10 protein-coding genes are annotated in these 12338 nt (G+C 47.4%); 6 read left to right on the plus strand and 4 right to left on the minus strand.

Annotated features, from left to right (window positions below; all coding sequences use genetic code 11):
- Positions 1–174 precede the first annotated feature (174 nt).
- Complete coding sequence (gene nadC / locus PMG25_RS17305) at positions 175–1038, plus strand: carboxylating nicotinate-nucleotide diphosphorylase (protein ID WP_283768146.1); 864 nt, start codon at positions 175–177, stop codon at positions 1036–1038.
- A 29-nt stretch (positions 1039–1067) separates the two neighbouring features.
- Positions 1068–2825 (plus strand): arginine--tRNA ligase, encoded by a 1758-nt coding sequence (gene argS, locus PMG25_RS17310; RefSeq protein ID WP_283768147.1) that lies wholly within the window; start codon positions 1068–1070, stop codon positions 2823–2825.
- A gap of 49 nt (positions 2826–2874) precedes the next feature.
- On the opposite strand, the gene PMG25_RS17315 is transcribed toward argS, so the two are convergent.
- Positions 2875–3807, minus strand: a complete 933-nt coding sequence (locus tag PMG25_RS17315; protein WP_283768148.1) for an Hpt domain-containing protein — start codon at positions 3805–3807, stop codon at positions 2875–2877.
- Positions 3808–3933: 126 nt separating this feature from the next.
- Between PMG25_RS17315 and PMG25_RS17320 the strand changes: the two genes are divergently transcribed.
- Entirely contained in the window at positions 3934–7500 is a 3567-nt protein-coding gene (locus tag PMG25_RS17320) for a Yip1 family protein (protein WP_283768149.1), read from the plus strand.
- A 225-nt stretch (positions 7501–7725) separates the two neighbouring features.
- On the plus strand, positions 7726–8325 hold the full coding sequence (locus PMG25_RS17325) for a superoxide dismutase (RefSeq protein WP_347178868.1): 600 nt from the start codon (positions 7726–7728) through the stop codon (positions 8323–8325).
- Between the two features lie 66 nt (positions 8326–8391).
- Here PMG25_RS17325 and PMG25_RS17330 read toward each other — a convergent pair whose 3' ends face one another.
- Together PMG25_RS17330 and PMG25_RS17335 are read right to left on the minus strand one after the other, a co-directional pair.
- Complete coding sequence (locus PMG25_RS17330; RefSeq protein WP_283768151.1) at positions 8392–8739, minus strand: zinc ribbon domain-containing protein; 348 nt, start codon at positions 8737–8739, stop codon at positions 8392–8394.
- A 66-nt stretch (positions 8740–8805) separates the two neighbouring features.
- Positions 8806–9483 (minus strand): phosphoribosyltransferase, encoded by a 678-nt coding sequence (locus PMG25_RS17335; protein WP_283768152.1) that lies wholly within the window; start codon positions 9481–9483, stop codon positions 8806–8808.
- Positions 9484–9587: 104 nt separating this feature from the next.
- Here PMG25_RS17335 and PMG25_RS17340 point away from each other — a divergent pair, with 104 nt between their 5' ends.
- Both PMG25_RS17340 and cobA read left to right on the plus strand, forming a co-directional pair.
- Complete coding sequence (locus PMG25_RS17340) at positions 9588–10337, plus strand: sirohydrochlorin chelatase (RefSeq protein ID WP_283768153.1); 750 nt, start codon at positions 9588–9590, stop codon at positions 10335–10337.
- A gap of 27 nt (positions 10338–10364) precedes the next feature.
- Positions 10365–11153, plus strand: a complete 789-nt coding sequence (gene cobA / locus PMG25_RS17345; protein ID WP_283768154.1) for a uroporphyrinogen-III C-methyltransferase — start codon at positions 10365–10367, stop codon at positions 11151–11153.
- Between the two features lie 35 nt (positions 11154–11188).
- Here cobA and PMG25_RS17350 read toward each other — a convergent pair whose 3' ends face one another.
- The gene (locus tag PMG25_RS17350) at positions 11189–12310 is read right to left on the minus strand and encodes an alkene reductase (RefSeq protein ID WP_283768155.1); all 1122 of its coding nucleotides are present in this window, start codon (positions 12308–12310) and stop codon (positions 11189–11191) included.
- Between the last annotated feature and the right edge of the window lie 28 nt (positions 12311–12338).

A 12338-nucleotide genomic window follows, 5' to 3' on the forward strand; every position in this document is an offset into this window, starting at 1 on the left:
ACAAATACGAATATAACCAATCCTTCTCTTCCTTGTCAACCCTTTTTTTGGAAAAATTTGATATTTTTTGGGGAGAAAACGCTGCGACCCATGTATGACAAGGCTTGACAGGATCAAAGAAAGTGAGAGATTTTAGAAAAACTGATGTTTTGTAGTGGGTTAGAGAAGTGGGTTATGGATTCAACGGTATTGATGCCTGTTGGGATTGGTTTGGATCGTTGGTTGAAGGATTGGTTGTTGGAGGATATTGGTCGGGGCGATCGCACCACCCAAGGCTTAAACCTCACTTCACAGCAGGTCATCCAGGGTCAGTGGACGGCGAAAGCATCTGGCAGAGTAGCGGGTTTACCGATCGCCAACCGCGTCTTCCAACTCCTAGATGCCAATACTGAACTGATTCCCTTGCTCTCAGAAGGAGAAGCGTGTAGTCCAGGAGAGCCAATCGCTAAACTCCAAGGATCATTACCCGCTTTACTCATGGGTGAACGAGTGGCTCTAAACTTGGCCATGCGACTGAGTGGCATTGCCACAGCTACCCGCGAGTATGTGGATCAAATTGCTGACTTATCCACTCAATTTGTGGATACCCGTAAAACTACACCGGGTTTAAGAGTCTTAGAAAAATATGCTTCCCAGGTTGGGGGAGCGGTGAATCATCGCATGGGACTTGATGATGCAGTGATGATCAAAGATAACCATATTGCCGTAGCGGGGGGAATTGGGGAGGCGATCGCCCAAATTCGTAAACGGATGCCCTATCCCCTGACGATCGAAGTGGAAACCGAAACCCTCGAACAAGTCCAAGAAGCGCTGGAACATCAAGCAGATATCATCATGCTCGATAATATGAGCGTTGAACACATGAGCGAAGCGGTGAACATCATCCGTCAAGCTTCTCACCGGGCAAAAATAGAAGCCTCTGGCAACGTTACCCTAGAAACCATTCGAGCGATCGCCGAAACCGGAGTAGACTATATTTCCAGCAGTGCCCCCATAACGCGATCGCCCTGGCTAGACTTAAGTATGAAATTAGGGTAACCTCAGCATTTGCCATCCACCATACAACCATGAACTCAACCTTAGACACCCTCAGAACCCAATTTTCCGCCGCTCTCGTTGCTGCATTCGGTGATGATTTTGCCCAAACCGATCCCCTCGTCTTCATCGCCAGCGATCCCCAATTTGGCGATTATCAATGTAATCTAGGTCTCTCCCTGGCTAAAAAACTCAAACAAAAACCCCAACAAATTGCCCAAACCCTAATCGATCATCTGGACTTGGGAGAAGCCTATGAACCTCCAGAAATTGCGAAACAAGGCTTTATCAATCTCACCCTCAAACCCAGTTACCTAGAACAACAAGTCGCTCAACTGCAACGCGATCCTAGGCTAGGAATGACTCCTGTTACTGAACCGCAAACTGTAATTGTAGATTTTTCTAGTCCGAACATTGCCAAAGAAATGCATGTCGGCCATTTACGCTCCACCATTATTGGAGATTCGATCGCTCGGATTTTAGAATTTCGGGGTCACCAAGTCTTGCGTCTCAATCATGTGGGGGATTGGGGAACTCAGTTTGGTATGCTAATCACCTATCTGCAAGAAGCCTATCCTGAAGCCCTGACCAAAGCCAATGCTTTAGAATTAGGCGATTTAGTAGCATTCTATAAACAAGCTAAGAAACGCTTTGATGAAGACGAAGCCTTTAAGGAAACCTCTCGTAAAGCTGTGGTTAAACTCCAAAGTGGGGATGAAACCAGCTATAAAGCTTGGCAATTATTGTGCGAGCAATCCCGGCAAGAATTCCAGGTGATTTATAACTGGCTGGATATTCGTCTCACCGAGCGGGGAGAATCCTTTTACAATGACCTGTTACCCAATGTAGTGCAAGATTTAGACAACTTAGGATTACTCGAAGAAAATGAAGGCGCAAGTTGTGTATTTGTAGAAGGGTTTACCAATAAAGACGGCGATCCATTGCCCTTGATTGTGAAAAAATCAGATGGGGGTTATAACTATGCCACCACGGATTTAGCGGCCCTACGGTATCGGATTCAACAGGATGGCGGCGATCGCCTCATCTATGTAACCGATGCAGGACAAGCCAATCATTTTGCCCAAGTTTTCCAAGTCGCCAAACGTGCCGGTTGGCTGCCAGAGCATGTAGAAGTGATTCATGTTCCCTTTGGATTAGTACAGGGAGAAGACGGTAAAAAACTGAAAACCCGTGAAGGCGAAACCGTTAGATTACGGGATTTGTTAGAGGAAGCCATCCGCAGAGCGCGTCAAGATTTAGACCAAAGACTGATTACTGAAGAACGCACAGAAACAGAAGAATTCAAGCAAAATGTGGCTCAAGTGGTGGGATTGAGTGCGGTAAAATATGCCGATCTCAGTCAAAATCGTACCAGCAATTATCGGTTTAGCTATGACAAAATGCTATCGCTGAAAGGGAATACAGCCCCCTATCTGCTTTATGCCTATGTGCGAGTACAAGGCATTAGTCGTCAAGGGGACATTAATTTAGAGAATTTGCCCCCAGAAGCGAGAGTCAAATTAACGGAAACCACAGAACTTGCATTAGCAAGATTGTTGCTAAAAATGAGTGATATTATTGCACAAGTTGAGCAAGATTTACTGCCAAACCGCCTATGTAGCTATTTGTTTGAAGTCAGTCAAAAGTTTAATCAGTTTTACGATCAATGTCCAGTCCTGAAAGCAGAAGAACCTCATAAGACTTCGCGCTTAGTTTTAGCTAATCTAACAGCGAAAACGCTCAAGTTAGGGCTATCTTTGTTAGGAATATCTGTACTAGAACGGATGTAATATTGATTCCGATCAACGGTATTGATCCTATTTTAAGGAAGTGCTGTATTCAAGCAGCACCTTGTTTCAAAGTAGCAATTAACTGTTTTAATTGTTTTTGATCGAAGGAAACCATCAAGATTTTAGCGGCTGCTTCTGGTTCCAGAGTAATCGCTACTCGTTTAGCCATTGCTGATTCGGCCAATTGGGCCAATTCACTAGAGGGTTTCACCTCTTGAGTGCGTCCCACATTAACCAATTCTGCGGCGATTTTTAGTTCCTTAATTACCAAGGGCGCTAAAGTTTCATAGGAGGCTTTAGGATTACTAATAGCAGTTTGCGCCGTTTCGACCAAAGCGATCCATTCGGAGGATTGCTCATCCAAATTCAACAGTCCAGAGCAAATTTCCTCCAACTGTTGGCGATTGGTGGGCGTTGTTTTTTGCTTAAAAACTTGCAACATTTCCCGCAAAACACGAGTAACTTGGTGAGGGAAATCCGAGCTAGTAGATACGGGCGTAGCGCCAGGGGTAGGGGCTTTCTTGGCAGGAGGAGGAGCCACTTCTTCGGCAATCCCTGGGCCACCGCTATCGAGGCTTTCTAGATGGGCTTGAAGTTGTAAAAATCGGGGTTCCGCCTCATCTAGGATCTGTTTGGCTTCCTCATCCCGGAGTCCAAAGGGCCCTTGAACTCGTTCGAGCAAATCTTGGAGGACATCAAACCCACTGAGAAATAGATTCTCTAGTTTGTGATCTACGGCAATTTTGGGATTTTCTTTGAGAACCTTAAAACTATCTTCAAGGCGATGAGCTGTTTTCTGAACGCTGCTAAAGCCCAACATCGCTGCACCTCCCTTAACTGAGTGAGCTGCGCGGAATAATTCATTAAGACTTTCTTGATCTTTCATGGTGGACTGGAGGTCTAACAGTCCTTGTTCAATGGTTTCAAGATGCTCTTTAGCTTCTTCGAGAAAATAACCGACAATTTGTGAATTAGCACTCATGGCGATCGCCCTCAATACAGTGGAATGAATCTGAAGCTCTCAAGTAGGTACTCCCATGTTACCAAGTCAGTGTACAATCAGAGCCAAAATCATTCAGGATGCAATGGCTTTAGCCCCCTATAACCCATGACTGATACTGCCCTCGATCAATTTTGGCATCTCGTTAGTAGTGCATTAACCCTCAATCCAGAAGCCTTTGAACTGATCAACACTTTACCGTTAGGGGGCAGAGTTGCCCTGATTGTGGTACTCGCTGCGGGAATGGCTCAGGCGATCGGTCAATCAATTGTCCTTTATATTAACCAAGTTAAACCGATTCGCTTTGGCTTCAGTTTAACCTGTTCCACGTTTTTATTTGCGATCGCCTACGGATTTTGGGCCCTGAGTGTCTGGTTCGTCGGCAACTTCTTCTTCAAACTCGACACCCAATTTGCAGAAGTTGCCCGCATCATCGGACTGAGCTACACCCCTCAAATGCTCGGTTTCCTGGTCGCTATCCCTTATCTAGGCGTTCCCATAGGGGTGATTCTCTCCATCTGGAGTTTTCTAGCCGTTATCGTCAGCTTGGAAGTCCTCACCCAACTCGACACCTGGCCCGCCTTTAGCTGCGGGGTCTTAGGATGGCTCTTTCTACAACTGTGCCAGCGTACCGTCGGTCAGCCAATTAGCGCCCTGGGACGATGGCTAATGAATACCGTAGCCGGGACTCAACTGGTTCTAAGCAAAGCCGAACTCGAAGAACGAGTTAGGGCTGGATACCAAGGACGGCAAAAAGCCAGTTGGGTCAAAGAAAAAGCGAAAGTTGAAACTCGGCGCTCTTCTCTTCCCCGCTATACCAAAATCCTGATTGCCGTCTTGATAGGAATTATCCTAGCCTTATTGCTTTCGCCCTCATCCTATCAGTTCCTCGCGAGTTGGTATGCGTCCTTAACTCAAACCCTCGATCTGATCTTTGATCTGAGTATCATTAGCTTTATCGCTCTAGCCTTTGCCATCATCCTCACCCCAACCGAAAGCCTAGGATGGTGGGCGGGGTGGTATGGAGATGAAGAACTCAGCTACCCTGGAACCCCTGTCCGTCAAGCCTCCAGTTCTACGAAAATTTCCCGCTACGTCATCTATCTAGATGGTATTTCCCAAGGAACCTACCAATACTTACCGGATGTGGAACTGCTGCTCAATCGTCTGGCTGATAGAGTTCCCGACAATATTCTAATTGTTAAGGGAATTATGCCCTATTCGGTCACGAATCGCCCCTTGACGGAAAATCGGCCGTTTGCGTTCTTCTGGCGCATTATTGATTCGATTAAACTCAAAGCTCCCGATAGTCCCATTGGTTTTATTATCAATGTTCGTAATATTGTCGCCGTTGCGGTGGCTGCTGATCCTCGTTATGGCCCGATTCAAAATCAAGGACTGGCTCAGGTTCTGTTTGAAAGTTTGATTAACTTTGGCTATCAGGTGGAGAGCAAAACCCCGATTACCTTAATTGGGTATAGCGGGGGGGGACAGATGTCTATGGCATCTGTTTCCTATCTCTATCAAGCCACCGGAGCGAACATCGAAGTCATTTCACTAGCTGGAGTAATCAGTGGAAATACAGGGGCAATGGAGGTGGAGCGCCTCTATCATTTGGTGGGTGAAAAGGATAATGTGGAACGCTTAGGGCCGATTCTCTTTCCTGGACGTTGGCCCATTATGGTGCAATCGAATTGGAATCGAGCGAAACGTCGCGGCAAAATTAGCTTAATCGATCTAGGGCCAGTGGGTCACGATGGGCCGACGGGGCCGTTGGATGATTATACGTTCTTACCGGATGGGCGCAGTTACTTAGATCAAACGGTGGATTTAATGACCGGTATCCTCTTGGAAGATTGGACGATGGGCACGAATCCTCATGAAGTGGCGATGAGTAATTATCAACGCTATCGGAGTGTGTTATTTAATCAACCGGAGAGTTATCCCTTCTATTACCCGATTGAGCAAACAGTTAATCTTCAACTCTATAAACCTTTAGGGACATGGATGGGACGGTTGCTGTTACCCAAACCCAATCAACGGCAACGCCTGCGCGGGGTGTTGTTTGAAGTTCACCATACGGATGAGCGCTATCGCTATTTAGTGGGTCACGTGGTGAATTTGCGTTGGAGTGACGATCCGGCTGATGCCATGTTGTTCCAGGAAGTGACCCGCGATGTGCATTTTGTCGATCAGGTGCGAGTGAGTAAACGACAGGGGAATGTGCATCCCGATCGCCTGAATCATTGGTTAGCGGTTACTCCCTTAGAATCTTTGGCCGGTGCAAGATCGGTGGATGATGTGCTGGTGAAGTTAGCGGGGCCGGTTGAGGTACTCGAAGAGGTGGGATTACGGCCTACCCTGGTGATTCGTCGGGAACCGGTGCAAATTTCCGGCCGCTTCCAAGGATTGGTGACGATTTTAGGCCCCCTAGGAGATGACCGGTTCCAGGTGCGCCATTATAATTCTCATTCGGGACACTTTGATGGCCCGGAGGAACCGGTGTATATTCCGTCTGTGGTGGCCGATCGCAATGGGGTATTACCATCAACTAATTATCAGCTTGAACAGTCTCCGGTGAATCCCCAGGGATGGCGTATTACAGGAGCGAAAAACGATCAGGGGGAATTTGTGGTTCTTTCCCTGGCTCCAGCGAGTCTGTTTACGGTGACTCCGGATCGGATGATTGAAGGGAAACGGGACACAAAACGCTATATTGACCGGGACTGCTGGGCCAATTTGGTGGCCAAAAAAGGTACGATTTCTAAAGTGCTGTTGGTAGATGACCCCAATCAAGCGAGTTTAAGCAATCGCGGTATTTATGCGGGCGATCGCCTCTTGTTGATTCATATGTATGGCGGAATTGGCGGCCAAAAAGCTGAGTTTGCCCCCATGGGGATTTTCTTTGGGCATTTTTCCTATGGACTTGCCCATGTGGTAGAAGATCCGTTTACGGGTGCGCTGAAATTTGAGATTGAATATCGGCAAATCTACACCCATAACACCGATGGGATTATTGCCGGGTCTTTGTCTTGGGAGCGCTATAGTGGCGATCGCCAATGGGGATGGATGGGATGCCGCCCGATCGGGGATACTCTGATTAAGTTTAGTCCCTTGACCGATGACTATAATTTTGATGGGCTGCGCTTCTCGGTTCTAGACAATATCATCCTGGAATTAGATATTATGGCGGCTCGTTACCGGATTGGGGATGGCACAGGAACCACATTTGTCACGCCGATTAATTCCTGTGTGCAAGATTCTTCCCAAGCCTTATATCGGGCGATCGAGCGGACGGTGGAGGAATTTCAGGCCAATCCGGAAATTCAACGCTGGTTAGAAGCCAATCCTAACCACGAGCAAACCCAACGGTTTCAGCAGTTGGTGGAATTGGGGCCTCATTTAAGGCAACAGTTGGCTCCCTTAAAGATTGTCCGGGAAGATTGGCGATCGGATGATGTTACGTTAGGGCAATTTGCGATCGAGCAACCCGCAAAAACCATTTATAGCACCTTAGCCAGTTGGCGCTCTTTGTTGCCAAAACTGGCCCATGATGTGGTCACCAAAACCTTTTTGGATCGCGGAGCAGTCTGTTGGATGTTACGCACCAATCAAGTGGGAGGCTTTGATCCTGATATTGAACCGGTTGCACCCACCGATTTTGGCTTGGGATAAGGCTTCATTCAACTTCTCCTGTACGCCTACCCCCCCTATACTCGATTACCGTTTTGCGTTACACTCTTACCAAGATGTAAAGATTTATGTCTGCATGGGTTTTCATCTGCAATCAGTAAATGTTATTGCTGATTGCTTATGGGTTTAGAGACTGAAAGCAATCTGGCTCTAAACAGAAACCCAAACTCAACCATTGAGAATACCTACTTGGAGAAAAAAGACACCATGGGATACGAACAACCCGCATTACCCTATGCAAAGGATGCTCTAGCACCCCATATCTCAGCCAATACGCTGGAATTCCATTATGGAAAGCACCATGCTGCCTATGTCAAAAAATATAATGACGCAGTAGCTGGCACGGAGTACGACAGCAAATCCATTGAAGAGGCAATCAAAGCAACGGCTGGCGATCCGTCAAAAGCTGGTATTTTCAATAATGCAGCTCAAGCTTGGAATCATTCCTTTTACTGGAATTGTATGAAACCCAGTGGTGGTGGTGCGCCTAGCGGTGCTTTGGCTGACAAAATTAATGCAGATTTTGGTAGTTTTGATAAGTTTAAGGAAGAGTTTAAAACAGCCGGTGCGACCCAATTTGGTAGTGGTTGGGCTTGGTTGGTGCTGGACAATGGTACTTTGAAAGTAACCAAAACCTTGAATGCTGAAAATCCCATGACTGAAGGAAAAACTCCTCTGTTAACCATGGATGTTTGGGAACATGCCTATTATCTGGATTATCAGAATAGTCGTCCCAATTATATGACCGCTTTCATAGAGAATCTGGTGAATTGGGATTTCGTGGCTGAAAATTTGGCTAAAGCTTAGTCAATTATAACACCAGTGAGTGGTAGGGGCGAACGGGTGTTCGTCCCTACGCTTTTGCTATAGATTCTAGAATGACAGCCATAAACTAATGAGCAGTAAGGCTAAGAGAATAAGCCAAAGGGGATTTTGCTTGAGCCACGATCGCCAACCTCCCCCCTGATACTGTACTCTGGGTGGGCCAACTAGGGGCTGTTCTTGATTATGATATAGGGTACAGTCCTTAGCTGTTGGTCGTTGGGGAAAATCGCAGGTATCATCGGCATGATAGATGCAAGTGTCGCACAGATAGCCTTCTCCTTGGGAACGGTGCAGGGTAATGCCGGGATGACCATAGGCTTTGAGGATAAACTGACAGTGGGGACAACTTACCGCATCAGGGGCGATCGCCTGTTGGCACTGAGGACATTTAAGCATAATCACTAAGTAATAGGTAATGGGCAATAGGTAATGATAACTGTACTAATCGGTTCCCCCAATCCCCTATAACCATTCAGATTGACTGATTAAACAGGAAACAGCCTCAGACATTTCTACCTGTTCAAATTGAGTATAAAACCGACTGACACTTAAAAAGGGATCGGGGGTAGCTAAAATAATCATGCGATCGCACCAAGAGCCTAACTGTTCCTCTAACCCCATGGGAGCCACGGGAGTAGCGACCCAAACTTGGGCAGGGCAACGGGCGCGGGCGGCTAAAATAGCTACTGCCATGGTCATTCCTGTGGCAATCCCATCATCGACTAAAATGGCGATCGCCCCTTGAGGATCGATCTGGGGGCAGTGGGGGGCTAAGGTAGCTAACTGCTCTTGGGCCCGTTGCTGGGCAACCGCTTGACGACTTTGCCATTTTTTCCCTGAACCTGGTTCTTGGGAGAGAGGAGACCAGACCACCTGCCCACAGGCTGTGACCGCACCTACAGCTAATTCTTGGTTTTGGGCACTGGTGATTTTTTTGGCCACAATCACATCCAAGGGACAGTGAAGAGCTTTAGCAAGCCGTTCGGCTACGGGTAATCCCCCCCTAGGAAGAGCGTAAACAATCACTCGTCCTGAATGGGTTAAGTGAGCTTGCCACGGTTCAAGTTCGGGTTGAATGGCGATCGCCAAGTGTTCGCCTGCATCTTGGCGATCGCGAAACGGTAGGATGATGTTGCTCATCTGCACAAATTGCCTAACTGCAATTAGTCAAGTCTGGAGGATTGGCACAAAATTCAATCATCGATTACTCTATTATCCATGATCTCAAAACTAGGGATTTAACTTTGATTCATTCCAGTGGTAAATTATTAGTCATTCACGGTAGCCGAGACCCTCGCACCCATCAGGGCATTCAGGACTTGGCTCAACAGATTCGCACTCGTTTAGAATGCCAATCCAGTCACCCTGATATGGTAGCAACTGCCACTCTTGAATTGGGAAAATATACTTTAGCTGAACAAATCCAACAGTTTGGCGATCGCCTCTTGCGGCAAAATATTGCTCATCTGCAAATCATTCCCCTGTTTCTACTTCCGGGAATGCATGTCATGGAAGACATACCAACCCAAGTGCAGGAAGCACAAACCCTCTTAGGTGAGCATTTGCATTTAGAAACCTGTCCTTATTTGGGCAGTCATCCCCAACTGCAAAAACGATTAGCAGAACAAATCAACACCACAGATCGAGAAATTTGGATCATCATGGCCCATGGTAGCCGCCGAGCAGGTGGTAATCAACCCGTAGAAACCCTCGCACATCAATTGGGCATTCTGGATGCCTATTGGTCGGTGATGCCATCCTTAGACTGGAGAATTAGCCAATTAATGGATTTGGGATATCGTCGGATTGGGGTATTGCCCTATTTCCTCTTTCCTGGCTATATTACAGATACGATCGCCAAAACCCTAGCGGAAAAACAAGCAGCCTATCCTGAATTTCAATATACTCTTGGCTCTCCCCTCAATCAAAATCCCCATTTAGTCGAAATGGTACTGGATTTAACAGTATCTTCCCCAGTTTCTCCCCTAATCTAAACCCTACACAACGCAACTGAGACCCCTATGACCTCTTCACCGTTTCCTGTTGGTAAAGTCTATCTGGTTGGCGCAGGCCCTGGCGATCCAGGGTTAATGACACTCAAAGGTAAAGACCTACTTCAGATGGCTGATGTGGTGGTTTATGATGCTTTGGTGAGTCCTCCGATTTTGGAGATGATTAACCCGAACGCTAAAAAGATCCATGGAGGAAAGCGACGGGGAAGACATTCGCTTAAGCAGGATGAGATTACCCAGATTTTAATCGCAGAAGCCCAACATCAGGCGATCATTGTGCGTCTCAAAGGGGGCGATCCGTTTATCTTTGGGCGGGGTGGGGAAGAAATGAGGGATTTGATGGCTGCGGGAATTCCGGTTGAAGTTGTGCCCGGTATTACTTCCGGTATTGCCGCCCCCGCCTATGCAGGCATTCCTTTAACCCATCGGGGCTATAGTTCTTCAGTGACCTTTGTGACGGGACATGAGTCCGTGGGCAAATATCGACCCCAGGTTAATTGGCAGGCGATCGCCCAGGGTTCAGAAACGATTGTCATTTACATGGGTATTCACAATTTACCCCAGATTATCCCCCAACTGCTTGAGGCACAGTTATCTCCCCAAACTCCCATCAGTCTCATCCGTTGGGGAACTTGTCCCGAACAAGAAAGCTTGGTGGCTACTTTAGAGACGATTGTCGCCAAAGTAGAAGAAACGGGATTTACTGCACCAGCGATCGCGATTATCGGCAATGTCGTGGAAGCGATCCCAAAAACTGGGTTTCTAGAAGAGTCGGGGAGAGTATCGCCCAAATCCTAAGCAGAGAACGAAGCCCAGTTTGGGCGTTGTTCAGATTACGATCCTAAAGTCGGATAATCTGTGTAACCCTTGGCATCATGGGTGTAAAAGGTCGCTTGATCGGGTTCATTTAAGGCGGCTCCTTGTTTGAACCGTTCCACTAAATCAGGATTAGCAATAAAGGGGACACCGTAGGCGATCGCCTCTGCTTCCTGGTTGCGAAGGGCTGCGGCTCCGGTTTGAGCATCATAACCCCCATTGAGGATCATCGGATTTTTGAATTCTCGGCGCATATGGGGTGCAGCTCGTTCAACTCCCTCAACCCCGAAGAAATGACCGGGCAAGGGTTCCAGAATGTGGAGATAGGCGAGATTGAAGGCGTTGAGGGCGGCTGCCGTATAGGTAAAGGTGGCGATCGGATCGCTGTCTTTCATGTCGTTAAAGGGATTGTAAGGGGATAATCTCACCCCAACGCGATCGCTACTCCATTCTTGAATTACAGCTTCCGTCACTTCCAGCAAAAACCGGGCGCGATTTTCGATACTTCCCCCATAACTATCGGTGCGCTGATTCACCCCATCTCGGAGAAATTGATCGATCAAATAACCATTGGCTCCATGGACTTCTACCCCATCAAATCCGGCTTCTTTAGCGTTGCGGGTAGCGAGGACATATTGTTGAATCACACCGGGAATTTCTTCTAAAGTGAGAGCGTGGGGAATCACATAAGGCTTTTTACCGTTGGGAGTGCGAACTTCTCCTTGGGGGGCGATCGCCGAAGAAGACACCGGTAAACCCCCTCCTGGCTGAAAGTCCGGATGGGAAGCTCGCCCAGTATGCCACAGTTGCAACACCATTTTCCCCCCTTTTTGGTGGACAGCTTCCGTTACTTTTTTCCATCCTGCCACCTGTTCCGCCGTATGAATACCGGGACTTTGTTCCCATCCGGCTGCTTGTTCGGAAATTTGGGTAGCTTCGGAGAAGATCAAGCCTGCACTCGCTCTCTGAGTATAATACTCAACCATTAAATCATTAGGAATTCGGGAAACTCCGGCACGCCCTCTGGTCAAAGGAGCCATCAAAATTCGATTAGAAATGGCGATCGCCCCTAGATTGAGCGGTTCAAAGAGAACAGATAAGGATTCATCTGTGGGAGAAGAAATGGTAGCACCAGCCATGATCGCAGCTCCTATATTGATATTTCGA

The organism is Roseofilum capinflatum BLCC-M114, assembly GCF_030068505.1.
Taxonomy (GTDB): Bacteria; Cyanobacteriota; Cyanobacteriia; order Cyanobacteriales; family Desertifilaceae; genus Roseofilum; species Roseofilum capinflatum.